This is a genomic window from Humibacter ginsengiterrae, from assembly GCF_054780115.1.
The window spans coordinates 56,593-76,383 of record NZ_BAAGWY010000003.1; the positions used below are offsets into that span (position 1 = coordinate 56,593).

Annotated in this window: 16 protein-coding genes; 13 read left to right on the plus strand and 3 right to left on the minus strand. The window is 68.1% G+C overall.

The features are described from left to right. Positions 1 to 148 precede the first annotated feature (148 nt). From ACYVII_RS05145 to ACYVII_RS05190, 10 genes are all read left to right on the plus strand, one after another. Complete coding sequence (locus ACYVII_RS05145; protein ID WP_460532028.1) at positions 149 to 1,189, plus strand: ABC transporter permease; 1,041 nt, start codon at positions 149 to 151, stop codon at positions 1,187 to 1,189. After that, the gene (locus tag ACYVII_RS05150; protein ID WP_460532031.1) at positions 1,186 to 2,037 is read left to right on the plus strand and encodes an ABC transporter permease; all 852 of its coding nucleotides are present in this window, start codon (positions 1,186 to 1,188) and stop codon (positions 2,035 to 2,037) included. Before ACYVII_RS05145 ends, ACYVII_RS05150 begins: the two co-directional genes overlap by 4 nt. After that, positions 2,037 to 3,071, plus strand: coding sequence for an ABC transporter ATP-binding protein (locus tag ACYVII_RS05155; protein WP_460532034.1), 1,035 nt, complete (start codon positions 2,037 to 2,039; stop codon positions 3,069 to 3,071). The genes ACYVII_RS05150 and ACYVII_RS05155 overlap by 1 nt, the downstream gene beginning before the upstream one ends. Next, entirely contained in the window at positions 3,068 to 4,069 is a 1,002-nt protein-coding gene (locus ACYVII_RS05160; RefSeq protein ID WP_460532037.1) for an ABC transporter ATP-binding protein, read from the plus strand. The genes ACYVII_RS05155 and ACYVII_RS05160 overlap by 4 nt, the downstream gene beginning before the upstream one ends. Beyond that, complete coding sequence (locus ACYVII_RS05165) at positions 4,066 to 4,389, plus strand: hypothetical protein (protein ID WP_460532040.1); 324 nt, start codon at positions 4,066 to 4,068, stop codon at positions 4,387 to 4,389. The genes ACYVII_RS05160 and ACYVII_RS05165 overlap by 4 nt, the downstream gene beginning before the upstream one ends. Further along, complete coding sequence (locus tag ACYVII_RS05170; RefSeq protein WP_460532043.1) at positions 4,379 to 7,375, plus strand: alpha-mannosidase; 2,997 nt, start codon at positions 4,379 to 4,381, stop codon at positions 7,373 to 7,375. Before ACYVII_RS05165 ends, ACYVII_RS05170 begins: the two co-directional genes overlap by 11 nt. Positions 7,376 to 7,434: 59 nt before the next feature. Further along, positions 7,435 to 8,742: an acyltransferase family protein gene (locus tag ACYVII_RS05175; protein WP_460532046.1), complete on the plus strand. Its 1,308-nt coding sequence runs from the start codon at positions 7,435 to 7,437 to the stop codon at positions 8,740 to 8,742. 24 nt (positions 8,743 to 8,766) lie between these two features. Then, positions 8,767 to 10,749, plus strand: coding sequence for an FUSC family protein (locus ACYVII_RS05180; RefSeq protein WP_460532049.1), 1,983 nt, complete (start codon positions 8,767 to 8,769; stop codon positions 10,747 to 10,749). A gap of 67 nt (positions 10,750 to 10,816) precedes the next feature. Then, entirely contained in the window at positions 10,817 to 11,449 is a 633-nt protein-coding gene (locus tag ACYVII_RS05185; protein ID WP_460532052.1) for a bifunctional 4-hydroxy-2-oxoglutarate aldolase/2-dehydro-3-deoxy-phosphogluconate aldolase, read from the plus strand. A 4-nt stretch (positions 11,450 to 11,453) separates the two neighbouring features. Beyond that, positions 11,454 to 13,169 (plus strand): beta-N-acetylhexosaminidase, encoded by a 1,716-nt coding sequence (locus tag ACYVII_RS05190; protein WP_460532055.1) that lies wholly within the window; start codon positions 11,454 to 11,456, stop codon positions 13,167 to 13,169. A 4-nt stretch (positions 13,170 to 13,173) separates the two neighbouring features. Here ACYVII_RS05190 and ACYVII_RS05195 read toward each other — a convergent pair whose 3' ends face one another. The 3 genes from ACYVII_RS05195 to ACYVII_RS05205 form a co-directional block, all read right to left on the minus strand. After that, a complete protein-coding gene (locus ACYVII_RS05195) occupies positions 13,174 to 13,998 on the minus strand; it encodes an SDR family oxidoreductase (RefSeq protein WP_460532058.1) in 825 nt (274 codons plus the stop codon). 62 nt (positions 13,999 to 14,060) lie between these two features. Next, positions 14,061 to 14,828: an enoyl-CoA hydratase/isomerase family protein gene (locus ACYVII_RS05200; protein ID WP_460532061.1), complete on the minus strand. Its 768-nt coding sequence runs from the start codon at positions 14,826 to 14,828 to the stop codon at positions 14,061 to 14,063. Between the two features lie 236 nt (positions 14,829 to 15,064). Beyond that, a complete protein-coding gene (locus ACYVII_RS05205; protein WP_460532064.1) occupies positions 15,065 to 16,177 on the minus strand; it encodes an ROK family transcriptional regulator in 1,113 nt (370 codons plus the stop codon). Between the two features lie 123 nt (positions 16,178 to 16,300). Here ACYVII_RS05205 and ACYVII_RS05210 point away from each other — a divergent pair, with 123 nt between their 5' ends. The 3 genes from ACYVII_RS05210 to nagB are packed head-to-tail and all read left to right on the plus strand — an operon-like array spanning position 16,301 to position 19,631. Next, positions 16,301 to 17,899 carry a glycoside hydrolase family 3 protein gene (locus ACYVII_RS05210; protein WP_460532067.1) on the plus strand — a complete coding sequence of 533 codons (1,599 nt, stop codon included), beginning with the start codon at positions 16,301 to 16,303 and terminating at the stop codon, positions 17,897 to 17,899. Continuing rightward, positions 17,896 to 18,864 carry an ROK family protein gene (locus ACYVII_RS05215; RefSeq protein ID WP_460532071.1) on the plus strand — a complete coding sequence of 323 codons (969 nt, stop codon included), beginning with the start codon at positions 17,896 to 17,898 and terminating at the stop codon, positions 18,862 to 18,864. The genes ACYVII_RS05210 and ACYVII_RS05215 overlap by 4 nt, the downstream gene beginning before the upstream one ends. Next, complete coding sequence (nagB, locus tag ACYVII_RS05220) at positions 18,852 to 19,631, plus strand: glucosamine-6-phosphate deaminase (RefSeq protein ID WP_460532074.1); 780 nt, start codon at positions 18,852 to 18,854, stop codon at positions 19,629 to 19,631. Before ACYVII_RS05215 ends, nagB begins: the two co-directional genes overlap by 13 nt. Positions 19,632 to 19,791 lie beyond the last annotated feature (160 nt).

The following is a 19,791-nucleotide window of genomic DNA, read 5'->3' on the forward strand; positions in this document are numbered from 1 at the left end:
TGCGGTCCGCACGGACGCGCCCGATACAACGATGACGAGTCGTGACCGGAGTCTCCGGTCACGACTCGTCATCCAATGGACATGAGCCGCTGCCGGCTCGCATCTGATGGGAACAACAATGGTGTCCTATGTCCTGAAGCGCCTTTCCATGTCGCTAGTGATCATCTTCGTGGTGCTCACGCTGTCGTTCTTCATGGTGAGGCTGATGCCAGGAAATCCGATGTCCGCCCTCGAAGCGCAATTGCGCGTGCAAGGGGGAATGACGGAACAAGAGATCCAACAGCGTGTGCAGACCATCTATGGTCTGACGCCCAAGGCGCCGCTGTGGACCCAGTACATCGACTACCTCGTGAACATCCTGCGGGGTAACCTCGGTCGGCCGATCACGAACCCGGGAACTACCGTGGTCGCCGTCATCGGTCAGGCACTCCCGTGGACCATCCTCGTCGTCGCGGTGTCACTACTGATCAGCTTCGTGATCGGTGTGTATATCGGCAACAGGATGGCCATTCATCCGGGGAGCGTGTTCGCCAAGGTCTGGACGTTCATCGTCTCCGTCATGGGCGCCGTGCCCAGTTATCTGGTGGCTATTGTGCTGCTCTACTTCTTCACCGGAATATGGCGCATCTTCCCCAGCAACGGCGCCTATGGAGTGGATGTCACTCCGGGTTTCAACTGGGACTTCATCGTCTCGGTCGCCTATCACGCGTTCCTGCCGATCCTGGCGTCGGTTCTTACTGCGTTCGGCGGCTGGGCACTCGCGATGAAGGGGTCCGCGGTCTCCGTGCTCGGCTCGGAGTATGTGAGAGCGGCCGAAGCACGAGGTCTTTCCAACCAGGTCATCAGCCGCTCATATATAGGTCGGAATTCCATGCTGCCGATGATCACGCAACTCGCGCTGGCCGTCGGATTCATGTTCGGGGGCTCGGTCTTCGTCGAGACCTACTTCCAATACCCCGGAATCGGCTACTACATGATCCAGTCCGTCGACTCTCGCGACTACTCGCTGATGATGGGCTGCTTCGTTCTGATCACTGTCGCCGTGGTCGTCTCGAACTTCTTGGTGGACCTGCTATATCCGCTGATCGATCCGCGCATCGCCTGGCCATCACGACGCAAAGTGGCGCCGCCTGGCGTCGGTACGACAACCGAGACCGTCGCTATCGCGACCCAGGGAGGTGACCTATGAGGTTCTGGAGCGATCTCTGGCGCATCTTGAAGAATGACAAGCCCGCACTCGTCGGCGGCATCATCGTTCTGATCTATGTGCTCATGGCCATCTTCGGGCCCATGCTGGTGCATATCAGCTCCTCGCAGAACGCTGCGGCGGCGTACGCCGGCGCGTCGCTGCAGCATCCGCTCGGAACAGACGCGCTAGGTCAAGACGTTCTCGCTCAGATCATCGTCGGATGCCGGCCGATCATGATCGTGGGCGTCGTCTCGGCGATCATCACCATCGTGGTCGGTGTCGTCGTGGGTCTGGTGTCGGGCTACGTTGGAGGTTTCGCCGACTCGGTGATCATGCGCGTCACCGACGTCTTCCTCACCATTCCGGGCCTGCCGTTGATCATCATCATCGCCGCGATCGTGCACACGACCAATCCGTTCGTGCTCGCCCTGATCCTTTCCGTCACGGCTTGGCCGGGGCTTGCTCGAGCGATTCGGTCCCAAGCGCTCTCACTGCGGTCGAGCGATTTCATCGAGGCAGCGAAAGTGCAGGGCCTCGGCCTCGGCAACGTCGTCGGCAGGCAGCTGCTGCCGAACGTCGGGCCGTACGTGGCGATCCACTTCCTCCTCGGCATCACCGGCGCGATCTATGCGCAGGTCGGCCTCTTCCTGCTCGGGATCGCCCCGATCTCGGGCACCAACTGGGGAATCATGATCAATCTGGCCATGTCGCAGGGCGCCCTGTACACCCCGGGAAGCGCGCTGTATCTCTTCTCGCCGATGGTGGCGATCGTGGTGCTGCAGGTCGCCTTCGTGTTCTTCTCCCGCGCACTCGACAGCGTGTTCAACCCGAGACTGCGAGTCCAATGATGTCTATTCCACTGATCAACGAATCGACCGCCGCGGACGAGCCGCCGCTGATCGAGATCGAGCACCTTGTCGTCGGATTCGGGGAGGGCCCGGGATCCGTGAAGGCAGTAGACGACGTGAGCCTGAGCATCCCGAGGGGCGAGATCGTCGCGCTCGTCGGCGAGTCCGGCTGCGGCAAGTCCACGCTGGGGTATGCCCTCCTGGGCATCGTCCCCTCCCCGGGGCGCGTCACGAACGGTGCCGTGCGTTTCAAGGGCAGCGACGTCGTCAAACTGTCCAAACACGAGTTCGACCGGCTTCGTGCGCGCGATATCTCCATGGTGTTCCAGGGCGCGATGAACGCCTTCAATCCCGTCCTCACCATCGGCGCTCAGGTCGAGCACATCCTCGAGGCCCATCCGGATGTCTACCCGCGCAAGTCCGACGGCCGGGCCTACTTCGAGCACCTGATGGACCTCGTGCAACTTCCCCCCGAGCGGATCTGGCGTTCGTATGAAAGCCAGTTGTCGGGCGGCATGAAGCAGCGGGTCGCGATCGCCGTTGCGCTGCTGCTGCAACCGGAACTCGTGATCCTCGACGAGCCCACCACAGCCCTCGACGTGCTCAATCAGCGCCTCGTGATCGACATCCTCAAGGACCTGCATGCCGAACTCGGGACCACGGTGCTGTTCGTCACACACGATCTTGCGGTCGTCGCCGAGCTCGCCACTCGCATCGCGGTGATGTATGCGGGAAAGCTGGTCGAGTCGGGCACGGTGGACGAGATATTCGCGCGCCGTGGACGTCGGCATCCGTATGTCGCCGCGCTCATCGATGCCATCCCCAGCGTGCTCAATACCGGACTCAAGGTTCAGCCGATCGGCGGCTCGGTCCCGTCGCTCGCGGATCCGCCGGCCGGCTGCCGCTTCGCTCCCCGCTGCAGGCTCGCCGAAGCCGAATGCCGGGTGATCGAGCCGCCGTTGATCGATGACGGGAAGGGGCACCTCGTGGCGTGCCATGTCACCAATCGGAGTTTGGAGGTGCTTGCACGATGAGCATGCTGGATATTCGGAACGTAACGCACACGTACGCATCGGGGTCCGGGCGCCCGGTTCTCAAAGACGTCAGCCTGCGCGTCGCTCGCGGCGAAGTCGTCGCGATCGTAGGTGAGTCGGGCTGCGGCAAGACCACGCTCGGACGAATGATCGCCGGTCTCTACTCGCCGACCGGGGGAGTGATCGCCTTCGACGGCAACGACATCGCCAACCTGAGGGGGCGTCAGAAGAAGGCTTGGCGACGCAAGGTTCAGATGATCCATCAGGACCCGTACGGTTCCCTGAACCCTGGCTTGACCATCGGCTCCGCTCTCGCACCTGGCATGCTGAAGCATGGCTTGGCAACAGGCCGTGACGTGCAGCAGAAGATGATCGCGCTGTTGCGTTCGGTCGGCCTCGATGCCACGAAGGAATTCCTGCAGCGTTATCCTCACCAGCTCTCGGGCGGGCAGCGACAACGAGCTTCGATCGCGAGGTCTATCGCCTTGCAGCCTGACCTCATCGTCGCGGACGAGGTGACGTCGATGCTCGACGTGTCGATGCGCGTGGCCATTCTCGACCTGCTGCTTTCGTTCAAGAAGGACCAGAACATCGCGTTCGTGTTCATCAGCCACGACTTCGGTGTCGTGCGATACTTCGCGCAGGGTGGCCGGATCGCCGTGATGTTCTTCGGCTACATCGTGGAGGAGGGTCCGACGGAGGAGGTGATCACGGCACCGAAGCATCCCTACACGCACATGTTGCTGGAGGCGATCCCGATCCCCGACCCGGTGCTGGCTCGCGAGCGTGCCCAGGGCGACGAGGCGGCCAGGCTGATCGGTGCGCCCGCCGAAACCGGGTGCGTCTTCGCGAACCGCTGCCCGCTCGCACGGGCGCGATGCCGCACCGAGCGTCCTGAGCTCGTCGATCAGGGGAGCGGACACTCGGCGGCCTGTCACTACGCCGACGAGGTTCCTCCGCTGCTCCATGTCGAACTCGACAAAGGAGAAGCAGCATGACCCGGCTCGCGGCCAAGGCGCTGATGCGCATCGGCATCGCGATGATCATTCTGTGCGTGCTGTGCCGCTTCATCGCGACCACCTCGGCGAGCGTCATGGGCGACAACCTGGCGATCCTCGCGAGTATCGCTCTGACGATCGTGGCTGGGCTCTACCTTCGATTCGGCGGGCACGATGAGAGGGATCGCCCCCGCGAAGCACAACCCGGAGGCAGCGCCGAGGACTTCTCGACTGCCGCGAAGAGAACCGGCACACGGGTGGCGCCTGGAACGGCGTTCGACTCAGCCAAGACCAAAGGGGAGCACAACAGTGCACGATGATTCGCGCCTCGTTCTCGAGCGCATCAACCGCTTTCTCGGCGAACGCATCGCCCCGGCGATCTACCCGGAGCGCGTTCCGGTCGAGCTGACGGCCTGGGAGGTGCCGGACGAACCCGTGCCGTTCGACGAGGCGATGGGGCAGTCGTTCGAGCCGTTCGCGCTCGGGCAGCCGTGGAGCAAGCCGTGGGGCACGACGTGGTTCCACGTGAAGGGGCGGGTTCCGGATGCCTGGCGCGAGGCATCCGACGCCTCTGAAGTCGAGCTCGTGGTCGACCTCGGATTCGAGGGCGATGGTGCAGGCTTCCAGGCCGAGGGCCTCGTGTACGCGCCGGACGGGACCATCGTGAAAGCGGTCGAGCCCTTCAACGCGGCCGTGCCGACCGAGGGTGACGAGGTCGACCTCTACGTCGAGGCCGCATCGAACCCGAATATCGGCGGTTCGTGGGGCTGGGGCGCAACGCCGATGGGCGACAAGGCGACCGCCGGTACCGAGCCGATCTACCGGCTGCGCAGCATCGCCCTCGCCCGTCGCGACGTGACCGTCTGGGAGCTTGAACGCGATGTCTTCACGCTGTTGGGGCTGCACGCCGAGCTCGTTCCGGGATCCAACCGGGCGGCGCGGATCCTGCGGGCACTGGAGCGCATGTGCGATGTGATGGATCCGCACGACGTCGCGGGAACCGCCCAGGTAGGGCGCGACGCGCTCGCCGAGGTACTGCACGACGAGGCCGCCGCGAACGTGCACCACATCACGGCCGTCGGGCACGCCCACATCGACTCGGCCTGGCTGTGGCCCACCCGGGAGACGATCCGCAAGTGCGCGCGAACGTTCTCCAACGCGCTGGCGCTGATGGATGAACATCCGGACTTCGTGTTCGCCTGCTCGTCGGCACAGCAGTACGCGTGGGTGAAGCAGTTCTACCCGGAGCTGTTCGAACGCATCCGCGCACGCGTCGCGGAGGGCCGGTTCGTGCCGGTCGGCGGCATGTGGGTGGAGTCGGACACGAACATGGTCGGCGGCGAGGCGATGGTGCGGCAGTTCGTCGCTGGCCAGGGCTTCTTCGAGCGGGAGTTCGGCAAGCGGGCGGTCACCGGCTGGCTGCCCGACTCCTTCGGCTACACGGGCGCGCTGCCGCAGCTGCTCGCGGGTGCGGGCATCCGGCAGTTCGTCACGCAGAAGATCTCGTGGAACGACACCGACCGCTTCCCGCACCACACGTTCCTGTGGGAGGGCATCGACGGCACGCGGATGTTCACGCACTTCCCGCCGATGGACACCTACAACTCCAACCTGTCGCCGCGCGAACTCGCGCGCTCGGACCGGCAGTACGCCGAGAAGGGCGCGGCGAACTCGTCGCTGGCGCTGTACGGCTGGGGCGACGGGGGCGGCGGACCGACGCGCGAGATGATCGCGTCGGCACGCAGGGCGCGCTCGCTCGATGGCTCTCCTGTGGTGGAACTAGGCACACCCGAGGACTTCTTCGCGCGGGCCAAGGCCGAGTACGAGCATCCGCCGGTGTGGTCGGGCGAGCTCTACCTCGAGCTGCACCGAGGGACCTACACATCGCAGGCGCGCACCAAGCAGGGCAATCGGCGCAGCGAGCACCTGCTCCGCGAGGCCGAGCTCTGGGCGGCGACCGCGGCGGTGCGCACCGGCGCCGAGTACCCGTACGACGAGCTGGATGCGGCGTGGCAGACGGTGCTGCTGCAGCAGTTCCACGACATCCTGCCCGGCTCCTCCATCGCGTGGGTGCACCGCGAGGCGGAGCGCAACTACGCAGCGGTCGCGCAGCAGGTGGAAGCGTTGATCGAACGGGCGCTCAGGGCGCTCGACGGCGCGGTCGGCGATGGCGGAGCGCTCGTCAACGCGGCACCCGTGCCCGTCCGCGGCGTGCCCGCGCTGGGAGCGGGGGTCCCGGATGCGGCGGCACAGGCATCCCTCCGCCGCGACGGCGACGTCGTGGTGCTCGAGAACGCGCTGGCGCGCTTCACCCTGGATGCCCGTGGCCGCGTGATCTCGGCCGTCGACCTCGCGAGTGGTCGCGAGGCGATCGCCCCCGGCGAGTCCGCCGGGTTGCAGCTCTTCCGCGACACCCCGAACCTGTGGGATGCCTGGGACATCGACGAGCACTACCGCAGGCACGAGGAGGAGCTCGACGCCGTCGTCTCGCTCGAGGTCGACGACGGCCGGGCGGCAGTGCGCGTGACGCGTTCGGTGGGGGAGTCGACGATCGAGCAGGAGTTCACCCTGGCGCCCGACACCGCAACGCTCGAGATCACGACGCAGGTGGACTGGCACGAACGGCAGAAGCTGCTCAAGCTAGCATTCCCGCTCGATGTGCGCGCGGATCGGGCAGCGAGCGAGGTGCAGTTCGGGCACGTGTACCGGCCTACGCACGAGAACACGTCGTGGGATGCCGCGCGCTTCGAGACCTCGGCGCACCGCTGGGTGCACGTCGGCGAGCCCGGATTCGGTGTCGCCGTCGCGAACGACTCGACCTACGGTCACGACATCTCGCGTCGCCAGCGACTCGGCGGCGGAACGATGACGCTGGTGCGGCAGTCGCTGCTGCGCGCGCCGCTGTTCCCGGATCCCGAGGCGGACCAGGGGGAGCACCTCGTGCGCTCGTCGCTCACCGTCGGTGCGGAGATCGCGGATGCCATCGCCGCCGGCTACGCCATCAACCTCCCGCCCAGGGCGGTCGCGGCTCCCATCGAGCCGTTGGTGTCGGTGGACGGCGATGGTGTGCTCGTCGAATCGGTGAAGCTCGCCGAGGACCGCTCCGGCGACGTGATCGTGCGGCTGTACGAGGCGCTCGGGCGACGCACGTCGGCGCGTGTCGGGCTCGGTTTCGAGGCGGCATCCCTCGTGCAGACCGACCTGCTGGAGCAGCCGCTCGAGGAGCCGGACGGCTTCGACGCGAGCACGGGAATGCTCTCGGCGCGGCCGTTTCAGGTCGTCACGTTGCGGATACGAAGGGCGTGATGGCACTCTCCTGACCCGCATTCGGGGGGTTCTTAGGTTGCGTCGGTACCGTCGAGTGGATGCGATCGGCTTCAGAACCATCGGTTTCCGACCCTCAGCTCCGGCTCCGCTCGCTCGACGGTCTGCGGGGTGTGGCGGCCGGCATCGTGCTGCTGCACCACCTGTCGATGACCATTCCGGCGGTGTCGAACGGGTACGACAGCGCGAGCGACCTCGACGTCTTCGCGCCGGCGTGGTGGCTCGTCGCGACGCCGCTGAAGGTCTTCGTGGCCGGCCCGGAGTTCGTGCTCGTGTTCTTCGTGCTCAGCGGGTTCGTGCTGGCGCTCGCGCCGCTGAAGTCATGGAGCGGAGCGGATGCTCGCACTCCGCTCTCGGGGCGCCCCGGGTTCGGGAGGCGGCGCAGCGCGTACGACTGGTTCGCGTACTACCCGCGACGCGTTCTGCGGCTTGGCGTGCCGGTCGTCGCCTCCATGGTGCTGGCGTACTTCGTCATCACGCTGTTCCCGCATCCATCGAAGGGATCCGACGGGTCCTGGCTGACGAGGCAGGCGCATCCCGATACCAGCTTTCACAACCTCTGGACCGAGACGCTGCTGATCGTCGACCCGAATCATCCGTCGGTCAATCCGCCGCTGTGGTCGCTGACGTGGGAGATGTGGTTCTCGCTGCTGCTTCCTCTCGTCGTGTTGATCGCTCTGTTCAGCCGTCGCGTCCCCGTGCTGTGGGGCCTGCTGTTCATCGCGATCAGCGTCTACGGATATCTCGCGAACATCGAGGCGGCGATGTTCCTGCCCGCCTTCGCCCTCGGCGCACTGCTGGGCGCCAACGCCGACCGCATTCGCGCCCTCGTCGACAGGTGGCAGGGCAGCAGGGCGCTCACGTTCGTGTTCGCTGCCATCCTCGTCGGCGGACCTCTGCTCTCCATCTGCTACTGGTTCGTACGACCGCTCTTCGGCACGGCAGGCGATGACGTGGCGATGGCCATGCGCGTGCCCGGCGCGCTGCTGCTCGTCGCGGCCGTCGCGTTCTGGCCGGCCGCCGGTCGCATCTTCGCGGCCCGTCCGTTCGCGACGCTCGGCAAGGTGAGCTTCAGCCTCTACCTCGTGCACTCGCCGATCGTGGTGCTGTTCGGTCTCAACTTCACCGGATCGGAGTGGCCCCTGGGCGCCGGCCTTGCGATCGGCACCAGCTTCGCCCTGGCGATTCTCATGTATGTGCTCGTCGAACGGCCGTCGCGGCACCTCGCCGGGTGGGCGGGACGCCGCGTCTCCGCCGCCGTCGGCGCCGTCACGCGCCCCATCGCCGTCGCCGCCGAACTCGACGAGCACCGGACGCGGCTGGCGCGGGAACGGGTGCTGGTGTCGTAGGCCGACACGACTAACGTCGACCACATGCCGACACCGCCCGGAGCCCCGAGCAGCTCCTGGGTGCGCGAGCTGGTGCGGCCGAAGTCCGCCCCGGCGCCCTGGGATCTTGCGGTGCTCACGGCCATCGCGGTCGCCGTACCGGTCGGGGTGTCGCTGGTCATCTTCCGCGGCGACCCGAAGATCCTCGGGCTCGGTGTTCTCGTGTCGATCGGCGCGCTCATCACGTCGGTCTCCGATCGCGGAGGCGCCGCGGTCGACCGCGTGCGGCGCATCCTCACCACAGCCGTCTCCGCCGCGATCGGACTGCTCGCCGGATCCCTCGCCCTCGGCCACGACGTCGCCACGGTGATCGTCGTGGTCGCCGCGGCCGTGCTGTCGGGCATCGCCGGCGTGGTGAGCGCGAACGCTTCGCAGGCCGCCCTGCAGTTCCTCATCTACGTGATCGTCGGCAGCGGCATCGACTTCGGGCTGCGCCCGCTGTGGATCGCGCCCCTCCCGCTGCTCGTAGGTGCCGCCTGGCGACTCGGCCTCACCGGCATCGCGATCGCGATCACGGGGCGCGCGCGGGCACCGGAGCGGGCGGCCGTGGCATCCGTCTACACCGCCGTCGCCGCGCAACTCGACGCCATCGGCGCCCCGGCCATCGACGCCGCGCGACGCGACGTGACGACCGCGATGAACCAGGCATACGACCTCATGATCGCCGCCCGTACGACGCTCGCCGGACGCGACCCGAAATGGCGCATGCTCGTCACGCAGCTCAACGCGGCGACCCCGATCGTGGAGGCCGCGACCACGGTGGCGGCAGAGGGCGAGACGCTGCCGCCGCCGCTGCCGAATGCGCTTCGGTCGCTGGCGAGATCCATCGAGGATCCGAAGGCGCCACCACCGACCATGCCGCCTCCTGATCGGTCCACGGCCGGACGCGCCGCGCTGTCGTCGTCGCTGCGCCTTGCCGGTTCGCTCCTGAAGGGTGACGGTCCCATCACGACCACCGTGCCGATCCAGCGACCGGATGCCGTTGGCCTGCCCCGCGTCACCGTGCGGCAGCGCGCGCGCACGGCTCTCGATCACCTGGTCAGCGGCGGCGAGACCTGGTTCGCCGTGCTGCGGCTCGTGGTCTGCGTCGCGGTCGCCGAGGCGGTCAGCGTGCTGTTCCCGCTGGAGCGTCCGTACTGGATCGTGCTCACTGTCGCGGTGGTGATGAAGCCCGACTTCGGCTCCGTGTTTGCCCGGGCGGTACAGCGCGGTCTCGGCACCGTGGTGGGCGTGCTCGTCGGTGCAGCCGTCGTGGAACTCCTGCCCACCGGGTGGCCGCAGGTCGTGGCCCTCGCGCTGCTTGCGGGTGGGATGCCCATCGCCATCCGCCGCAACTACGGGCTGTTCTCCACGTTCATCACACCGGTGATCGTCATCCTTCTCGAGCTCGTGCACAGCGGCGACACCGGACTCATCGTGAGCCGGGTGGCCGACACGCTGATCGGCTGTGCGATCGTGCTCGTGGTGGGCTATCTGCCGTGGCCATCGACGTGGCGGCCTTCGCGCCAGCTCAGCGGGCGGGTGGCGGATGTCGCCACCGACGTCGCCGGGTACCTCAAGGTGGCCCTCGCTCCGCTTCCTTCCGACGAGGAGGAGCGTCCTGCCGCCGCTCGCGACAGGTCCTCGGCGCGCCGCACCACGTATCGAAGGCTCTCCGACCTGCGCACGCTCGTGCAGCAGACCCTCGCGGAACCGCCACCCATCAGCACCGCGGCGGCCGCGTGGTGGCCGGAGATTGTGGCGCTGGAACGAGTGACCGACGCGGTGACGTCGACGGCCATCCACGCGGCGCAGTCCCGGCTGCGCGCCAACCAGGATGCCGTCGGCACGCTCCACGACGCCCTCACCGACCTCGCCGACGCCGTGCGGGCAGACCGGCCGCCCGAGTCGATCGAGCTACCGGCCGACCAGCTGCTGCGCTCGATCAGCGACGAGGTGGGTGCGGCGAGGTCCGTTCTCGCGTCGTAGGTGCCGCCGCCGTGTCGCAGGGGAGCGGTACTGTGCGAAGTAATCGGCAGAGCACGAAAGGGCGTTCATGGCGGCGATCGGCATCATCGGCGACGACCGCGCCATGGCGCTCATCCGGGCCAGTGTCATCCCGGATGCCGCGGCGCTCGCCGACACGCTCGTCACCGGGGGCATCCGCACCGTCGAGTTCACCTTCACGACGCCCAACGTCGAAGCACACATCGAACGGGCCACCGCACGCGATACAGGCGCCCTGATCGGTGCGGGCAGCGTGCTCACTCCCGCGCAGGCTCGAGCTGCACTGGATGCCGGTGCGCAGTTCATCGCGACGCCAGGGCTCAGCCCTGCGGTCGCGGAGGTCGCGGCGCAGGCATCCGTTCCCATGATGATGGGAGCCTTCACGCCCAGTGAGATCATGCAGGCGCTCGCTCAGGGCGTGTGGGCGGTGAAGGTGTTTCCCGCGCAGACCGCCGGGCCTGAGCATTTTCAGCACCTGCTGGGCCCGATGCCGATGGCGCGGCTCATCGCCTCGGGCGGCATCGTCGCCGAGAACGCGCGTTCGTTCCTCGATGCCGGAGCGTATGCCGTCACCGCGGGATCGTCGGTTGTTCCCGCCGAGTCGCTGGCTGCGTCGGACTGGGCGGAGATCCGTCGTCGCGCCGAGGCGTTCGCGGATGCTGTGCGGCACCTGAGAGAGTAGAGGCATGCTGCTTCCACGACCGACGACGCTCACCATCGGCGAGGGCGAGTTCGAGCTGACCCGCATCGCCCGAATCACAGCCCCGGCCGAACTCGCCGGAGCCGCTTCGTGGCTGCAGGGAGCGCTTCGTCCGGCAACCGGATTCCCGCTCGAGATGGGGCAGGACGGCGGCATCGAGCTGGAGTGGAATCCGCAGCTGGCTCCGGAAGGCTACACGCTCGACGTGACGCCGGCGGGCGTGCACATCGCCGGCGGCGGCCCGGCCGGGGTGTTCTACGCATGCCAGGCCCTGCTGCAGCTTCTCCCCCCGCAGATCTACCGCAAGGGCCGCGTCGTCGACGTGCCGTGGGTTGTTCCGGTGGTGAGCATCCAAGACGCGCCGCGCTTCGGCTGGCGCGGCATCATGCTCGACGTCGCCAGGTACTTCATGCCGAAGCACGACATCATGCGGTTCATCGACCTGATGGCGATGCACCGGCTCAACACGCTGCACCTGCATCTCACGGATGACCAGGGCTGGCGCGTCGAGATCAAGCGGTACCCGAAGCTGACCGAGGTCGGGTCGTGGCGGCGCGAGAGCCAGCTCGGCGCGGCATCCTATTCGCGCGGCGACTCCCGGCCGCACGGCGGCTTCTACACGCAAGACGACCTGCGTGAGATCGTCGGGTACGCGATGGACCGGGCGATCAACGTCGTGCCCGAGATCGAGTCGCCCGGCCACACGCAGGCCGCGATCGCCGCTTACCCGGAGCTCGGGCTGGCTCGTGAGGAGAGCGATCCGCTCGGAGTCTGGACCAGGTGGGGCATCGACGACAACATCATCAACCTCGAGGAGTCCACCGTCGAGTTCTTCACGAACGTGCTTGACGAGGTGATCGAGATCTTCCCGTCGCCGTTCATCGGCGTCGGCGGCGACGAGTGCCCGAAGACCGGCTGGATGCTCGACGAGCGCACCCAGCAGCGCAAGGCCGAGCTCGGACTGTCCACCGAGGAGGAACTGCAGGCGTGGTTCATCCGCCGCCTCGACGACCACCTCTCCCGCCGCGGCCGCAGGCTCTACGGCTGGGACGAGATCCTCGAGGGCGGTCTGGCCGGGTCGGTGAGCCAGGGTGCGACCGTCGCATCGTGGCGCGGAATGACCGGGGCGATCGCCGCTGCGCGTGCTGGCCACGACGTGGTCGCCTGTCCCGACGACCAGGCGTATCTCGACTACCGGCAGTCGGACCGCTCGGACGAGCCGATCCCCGTCGGCACCGTGCTCACCATCGCCGACGTGTACCGCTTCGACCCGGTTCCGGCCGAGCTCGGGCCAGAGGACGCGCACCACGTGATCGGCGGCCAGGGCAACATCTGGACGGAGCACATGGATTCGCCGCGCACGGTCGACTACTTCGCCTTCCCGCGCATGTGCGCACTCGCCGAAGCGCTCTGGCTCGACGGCGAGCGCGACTACGACGAGTTCGCCGGCCGGCTCGACCAGCACCTCACGCGGCTGGATGCCTTCGGCGTCGAGTACCGCCGCTCGTCGGGCCCGCTCCCGTGGCAGCAGCGGCCGGGTGTGACCGGGCGCCCCGTCACGCCGCAGCAGCGTGCCGCGTACTTCGCACCGTTGACGGCTCGCATCGCAACGGCAGAGCAGCCGGAGCCGGCGTCGGCAGGGACGCCGGCCGAAGCGACGGTCTCGCGGGTGACGGACTACGGGCTGGGGCCCTCGCTCTAGAGCCCTACAGGAAGATGTCCGGGAACAGTTCGCTCTCGTCCACCCCGGGCGAGTATTTCTTGAGGTCGGTGATGCCGGCATCCGCCAGAACGTCTTCGACGATGAGGGAGCGGCCGGTGAACTCGCGGGCGGGCTTCGTGAGCACCTCGTACGCGGCATCCGCGTAGATCTCCGGCGTGCGGCTCTTGGCGAGCAGTGCCTCGCCCCCGAGGATGTTGCCCACCGCTGCGGTCTTGATCGTGGTGCGCGGCCAGAGGGTGTTCGCCGCGATGCCATCGCGCGCGAACTCGGCCGCGAGGCCTAGCGTCACCATGCTCATGCCGTACTTCGCCAGCGTGTATCCGGTGTGAGCACCCAGCCACTTCGGATCCAGGTTGATCGGCGGGCTCAGCGAGAGGATGTGCGGGTTGAAACCGCTCTTCAGATGCGGGATCGCCGCGCGGGAGAGCATGAAGGTTCCGCGCACGTTGACGTCTTGCATGAGGTCGTAGCGCTTCGGCTCGAGATCGAGCGTGCGGGAGAGGTTGATCACGCTGGCGTTGTTGACCACGATGTCGACGCCGCCGAACTCCGCGACCGTCGATTCGACGGCACGTGCGATGTCGTCGTCGTTGCGCACGTCGCCCACGATGGCGAGGGCATTGCCGCCCGCGGCGCGGATGTCGTCTGCCGCGGTGTGAATGGTGCCCGGCAGACGCGGGTCGGGGGTGTCGGTCTTCGCCAGAAGGGCCACGTTCGCGCCGTCCTGGGCGGCCCGGACTGCGATCGCGAGGCCGATGCCGCGGCTGCCGCCGGACATCAGGATGGTGCGTCCTTCGAGAGTGGTCATGGAGTCTCCTCGTGGTCGGATCGTCGGATGCCGTCAGCGGCGGATCGTCGGTTCGGATGCCGTCAGCGGGCGGATCGTGCGGCGAAGGCGGCGACGCGGGCACGGGCATCCGGTGTCTCGAAGGCGGCTGCGATGGTGCGGGCCTCGTCGTCGAGCCCGTCGCGGTAGCTGCGGGCGACAGACCCGCGCACGAGGCGCTTCGCCTGCCCGTATGCGCCCGCAGCGCCGGTGAGCCAGTGGTCGGCGATCGCCCGGGCGCGCTCGTGCAGCAGGTCGTCCGGAACCACCTCGGCCACGAGCCCCCATTCGAGTCCCTCGACGGCGGTGAGGGAGCGGTCGGTGAGCAGAAGCTGCAGGGCCCTGCGTACGCCGACCGCCTGCGGCAGCAGCGTGCTGACGCCGCAGTCCGGGGTGAGGCCGATGTCGGCGTACTTCGAGACGAAGAACGCGGCCTCGCCGGCGACCACGTAGTCGGCGACGAGCATGAAGCCAAGGCCGCCTCCCGCTACGGCGCCCTGAACGGCCGCGACGATCGGCTTGGCCGTCTCGTTGAAGATGCGGTGACCCTCGTGGATGACGTCGGCCAGACCCGCGACGACCTCGCCGTCGCTTCCCGTCGCCGCCATCGCCGCGACGTCGCCGCCGGCGCAGAACGCGGGGCCTGCCGCGTCGAAGAGCACGGCCCGGATGTCGTCGCGGTCGGCGACCTCCCGGGCCAGGTCGCGCCACCGGTACGCCGCTTCACCGTCGATGGCGTTCAACCGGTCCGGGCGATTCAGGGTGAGGTGCGCCAGACCGTCGGTGACGTCGAACAGGATCGTGTCGCTCATAATCGTGCAACCTACTCCGCTCTGGATGCCCGGCCCGAGTCGCTGCACGCGGGCCACAGTCGCGAGTGCGCGGCGCGGTTGCGGTGTTGTAGGCATCCGTCAGCGCGGCGTTCTGCGGCGGCCGGGGAATGAGGAGCAGCATCACGACACCCCAAATCGGCCCGGGATGTCGTGCTCCTCACGACACCCCTAATTCGGCCCGGGGTGTCGTGCTCGTCACGACACTCCCAATTGAGTCACGACACTCCCAATTGAGCAGAGAGCACGAACACCGCTGCGCCGAGCAGCACGAGGTCGTGACTGTCGTCGGCGATGCTCATGCGCGTTCCGCCACCCACCGTCGACAGAGTTCTCGCACGCACGACGTCGAGCGCGGAATCCAGAAGCGGACCCTCGATGAGGTCCCTCGGGCCAGCGAGCACGACGTCGTCGAGACCCAGTGCGGCCACGATCGGCGCGAGAGCCAGCCCGAGCGAGCGGCCGGCATCCGACAGCACGGTCTCGCGTGCGCCGGGGCCTGCCGCACGCAGGCGTGCACGCAGGTGAGGGACCGCGACGATCTGCTCGAGGCATCCGCGCCGTCCGCAGGCGCAGAGCTCGCCGTCTTCGTCGACGACGAGGTGGCCGATCTCGCCCGCGTTGCCGTTGCTGCCCTCGACGAGCATGTCGCCGATCACGAGTGCTGCCCCGACGCCGTGCTCGATCTCGACGAGCATGAAGCTCGGCGCCGCCTCGCGGAACGTGTTGATGGCCAGCGCCGCCGCGTTCGCATCGTTGCCCACGTGCACAGGCACTGCGAACTCGGCGCGAAATGCGCCGGCGAGGTCGAGGCCGGTCCAGTCGAGGTTCGGCGCCGACAGCACGACTCCGGCAGGGCCCACCACGCCGGGTGTGCCGATTCCGATTCCGAGCAACCGCACCGTGGATCGCTTGACGAGATCGCGGGCGAGAGCGACGGCCTTGGTGAGCGCGTCTTCTCCGGAAGCATTGTCGAGCGGAATGTCGGCCCGATGGACGACCTCGCCTCCGATCGACACGATCGCGCCGACGAATCGGTCAGCGGCCGAGAGATCGAGGCTCGCCACGTGGTAAGCGTTCTCGTTCAGGCCGATGAGCTGCGCCGGCTTGCCCACGCGGGCGTCGGTGCGAGGGCCGAGCTCGCTGATGAGCCCCTCGGATGCGAGCTCGCTGACCAGGTCGGAGACGGTCACGCGAGTGAGTCCCGACGCGCGCGCGAGGTCGGCACGGCTCATGGCGCCGTCGTGCAGCAGGGTCTGCAGCAGCAGCGACCGATTGTGCTGGCGGTTGTGCTCGGGCAGCGCCTTCGAGGTCACCCGCAGTTGCGCCATGTTCGCCTCCAACGGTGGTGTCTCACTCGCCCGTGCCACCTCTTTTAGTGAACTGTGCTTACAAACTGCATGTCAAGTCGCCGAGCTTGCCCGGGCACGCCTTCGTAAGCTTTACTAACAAACATGTCCGAGCCAGAGGTGTCTCCCGATTCCGTCGAGCCGCCGATCGACATGACGGATGCGGATGCCCGTGCCCGCGCCATCGCGGCCACTCTGCTTCCCGGATTCAGCGGCATCTGCCTGCCCGGCGCGTTGCGCGATCGACTGGCCGACGGGCTGGGCGGAGTATGCGTGTTCGGGCCCAACATCGTGTCGGAGCAGCAGCTGCGCGAACTGAACGACGACATCCTCTCCGTTGCACCGCACGCGGTGATCGCGATCGACGAGGAGGGCGGAGACGTCACGCGCCTGAACTACGCGCACGGCTCGCCGTACCCCGGCAACGCCGTGCTGGGCAGGCTCGACGACCTCTCGCTCACCGAGCGTGTCGGCCACGATGTCGGCGTGGCGCTCCGACGCACGGGATGCACGCTGGACTTCGGGCCGGTGATCGACGTCAACTCGAACCCGGACAATCCGGTGATCGGTGTGCGCAGTTTCGGCGCTGAGGCCGAGCTGGTCGCACGGCACGGGGTCGCCTGGACCACCGGCATCCAGTCCACCGGTGTCGCGGCGTGCGCGAAGCACTTTCCGGGCCACGGCGACACGGCACTCGACTCCCACCTGGCGCTCCCCGTGATCGATCGCTCGCTGAGCGAGCTGCGCGATCGCGAACTGGTGCCGTTCCGGGCCGCGGTCGAGGCCGGTGTGCTCAGCATCATGACGTCGCACATCGTGCTTCCGCAGGTGGATGCCGGCACACCGGCGACGTTCTCGTCGCGCATTCTGCAGGGTCTGCTGCGCGACGAGCTCGGCTTCGAGGGCGTGATCGTCACGGACGCGCTCGACATGAAGGGCGCGAGCGGTGACATCGGAATCCCCGAGGCGGCGGTGCGCGCACTCGCCGCAGGCTGTGACCTGCTCTGTCTCGGCACCGACACGAGCGACGAACTGCTGAGCGAGATCATCCACGCCGTGGGCGAGGCCATCGACGCGGGACAGTTGAGCGTCGAGCGCGTCGCGGATGCCGCACACCGGGTGCGCGCGCTGGCGCGGCGGCTCGAGGCGCTACGGGCGGGAATCCCGGAGCCGGGCGGCGACGATTCCGGCGTAGCCGTCACGCCGGACCGTGCCATGGACGCTTTCGAGGTGCAACCCGGTGCACTGGACGCGCTGCGGGACGCGCGCGAACCATTCGCCGTCGTTCGGCTGGAGTCCGAGGCGAACATCGCCGTCGGTGTCGCGCCCTGGGGTCCGTTCGCGCAGGTCGTCGCGGAGCCGGAATCCGCGGACTCCGTGGAGTGGGCCGGGCACCCGGAGTTCATCGTCTCCGAGCCCGATGCGGCCCGTGGTGAGCTCGACCGCCGCATCGCCCAGGTGCTGGCTGCGGTGCCTGCGGAGCGCAGGGTCGTCGTGATCGGCAAGGCCGTGCACAGGCATCCGTTCGCACGGGCGACCGTGGACGCGTTGCGACCGGCTCGCACGACCCTCGTGGTCGACCTGGGCTGGCCCTCGGACGACCGGGCATATGCCGACATCGCGACATTCGGAGCGTCTCGGCTGATCGGCCGAGCGCTGATGTCGCTGCTGAATCCGCCCTCGGGCGCAGAGAGCCGGCGATGAGGGTCGGCCTCGACATCGGCGGCACCAAGATCGACGCCGTCGTACTCGACGACGACCTCGCTGCGGCGGCGAACGTGCGCATTCCGAGCGGGCGCGGAGCAGACGGCGTGCTGGCATCCGCCGAGCGAGCGGTGCGTGAGGTGGTGACGACCTACGGCGCGTCTTTGGCAGAGGTGAGTTCCGTCGGCGTCGGCATTCCCGGCATGGTGGATGCCTCGGCCGGCGAAGTGCGCCACGCCGTGAACCTCGACGTCGAGCACCTCGCGCTCTCCGACGAGCTCGCCGCCCGCATCGGTGCACCCGTTCGCGTGGAGAACGACGTGAAGGCGGCCGCGCTCGGCGCCTATCACCTGCTCGGGCTGCGGGGGTCGGCCGCGTTGCTGAACCTCGGCACCGGGCTCGCGGCCGGCATCGTCGTCGATGGATGCCTGTGGCGCGGCGCGGAGGGCGGCGCCGGCGAGATCGGTCACATCCCGGTCGTGCCGGGAGGCGTGCTCTGCAGCTGCGGCCAGCGCGGATGCCTGGAGACTGTCGCCAGCGGATCCGCGGTCGCCCGCCTATGGCCCAGCGAGACCGAACCGCCCGCCGTCGCCCTGTTCGACGCTGCGGATGCCGGCGACCCCCGCGCGCAGCAGGTGCGGCGCGCGCTCGCGGAGGGTGTGGCATCCGCGGTGCGTGTTCTCGTGCTCACGGTCGATGTCGGCGCGGTCATCCTCGCCGGCGGGCTGAGCAACCTCGGCGACAGGCTGCTCGAGCCGGTGCGTGACGCGCTGCACGAGTGGGGCGGGGAGTCGCCGTTCCTCGCCTCGCTCCGTCTTGCGGAGCGAGTGCGCATGCTGCCACCGCGGCTGCCGGCCGCGGCCGTCGGCGCAGCGCTGGTGGGAGGGTCCGCTCCCGTCGCGCGGGTAGAGCAGACTGGTACCGAGTCTCGAGAGCTTCTGGAGGGGCATCCGTGGAAGTCGTGATCAAGCAGACCGCCGATGAGGTGGGTGTGCTCGCCGCCGATCTGATCGAACGGGTCGTGGAGTCGAAGCCGCGCGCGGTGATCGGACTGGCGACCGGATCGTCGCCGCTGGCGATCTACGCCAGCCTCGCGCAGCGAGTCGATGCCGGCACTCTCGACTTCACCGGTGTGCGCGGGTTCGCGCTCGACGAGTACGTCGGCATACCCGAGGACCATCCGCAGAGCTACGCGTCCGTGATCCGCACGGAGGTGGTCGAACCGTTGCACATGGATCCGACTCTGGTGCAGGTGCCCGACGGCCGGTCGGTCGACATCGAGGTGGCGTGCCGCGACTACGAGCAGGCGATCGCGGATGCCGGCGGCATCGACATCCAGATCCTCGGCATCGGTGGCAACGGGCACATCGGCTTCAACGAGCCGTCGTCGTCGTTCCGTTCGCGCACCCGCATCAAGACGCTGGCGCCGAAGACGCGCGCGGACAACGCCCGCTTCTTCGACTCGCTCGAGCAGGTGCCGACGCACTGCGTCACGCAGGGGCTCGGCACGATCATGGATGCCCGAAGGCTCGTTCTCGTCGCACAGGGGGAGGGCAAGGCGGATGCCATCGCCGCCGCGGTCGAGGGGCCGGTGTCGAGCGTGTGCCCGGCATCCATCCTGCAGTTCCACGAGCACGCGACGGTGATCGTGGACGAGGCGGCCGCGAGCAAGCTGCGCCTGGCGGACTACTACAAGTACACGTACGACAACAAGCCGGCCTGGCAGCTCTAGGCCTGCGGCCGAGAGCTGCCAGGCCGGCTTCCAGACTGTGCTGGACCGGCAGGAGTTTCGGTGGACGAGGCATTCCACGATGGTGTCGTCTCGCCGACCCGGCAGGTCTCTCTGGGGCACCGGAGTGCATAACTCAATGCTCGGGGGCGCTGTGGACTGG

Coding starts and splice junctions, on each gene's coding strand:
- ACYVII_RS05145 (WP_460532028.1), top strand. CDS start 149: ATGTCGCTAGTGATCATCTTCGTGGTGCTCACGCTGTCGTTCTTCATG.
- ACYVII_RS05150 (WP_460532031.1), top strand. CDS start 1,186: ATGAGGTTCTGGAGCGATCTCTGGCGCATCTTGAAGAATGACAAGCCC.
- ACYVII_RS05155 (WP_460532034.1), top strand. CDS start 2,037: ATGTCTATTCCACTGATCAACGAATCGACCGCCGCGGACGAGCCGCCG.
- ACYVII_RS05160 (WP_460532037.1), top strand. CDS start 3,068: ATGAGCATGCTGGATATTCGGAACGTAACGCACACGTACGCATCGGGG.
- ACYVII_RS05165 (WP_460532040.1), top strand. CDS start 4,066: ATGACCCGGCTCGCGGCCAAGGCGCTGATGCGCATCGGCATCGCGATG.
- ACYVII_RS05175 (WP_460532046.1), top strand. CDS start 7,435: ATGCGATCGGCTTCAGAACCATCGGTTTCCGACCCTCAGCTCCGGCTC.
- ACYVII_RS05180 (WP_460532049.1), top strand. CDS start 8,767: ATGCCGACACCGCCCGGAGCCCCGAGCAGCTCCTGGGTGCGCGAGCTG.
- ACYVII_RS05185 (WP_460532052.1), top strand. CDS start 10,817: ATGGCGGCGATCGGCATCATCGGCGACGACCGCGCCATGGCGCTCATC.
- ACYVII_RS05190 (WP_460532055.1), top strand. CDS start 11,454: ATGCTGCTTCCACGACCGACGACGCTCACCATCGGCGAGGGCGAGTTC.
- ACYVII_RS05195 (WP_460532058.1), bottom strand. CDS start 13,998: ATGACCACTCTCGAAGGACGCACCATCCTGATGTCCGGCGGCAGCCGC.
- ACYVII_RS05200 (WP_460532061.1), bottom strand. CDS start 14,828: ATGAGCGACACGATCCTGTTCGACGTCACCGACGGTCTGGCGCACCTC.
- ACYVII_RS05205 (WP_460532064.1), bottom strand. CDS start 16,177: ATGGCGCAACTGCGGGTGACCTCGAAGGCGCTGCCCGAGCACAACCGC.
- ACYVII_RS05210 (WP_460532067.1), top strand. CDS start 16,301: ATGTCCGAGCCAGAGGTGTCTCCCGATTCCGTCGAGCCGCCGATCGAC.
- ACYVII_RS05215 (WP_460532071.1), top strand. CDS start 17,896: ATGAGGGTCGGCCTCGACATCGGCGGCACCAAGATCGACGCCGTCGTA.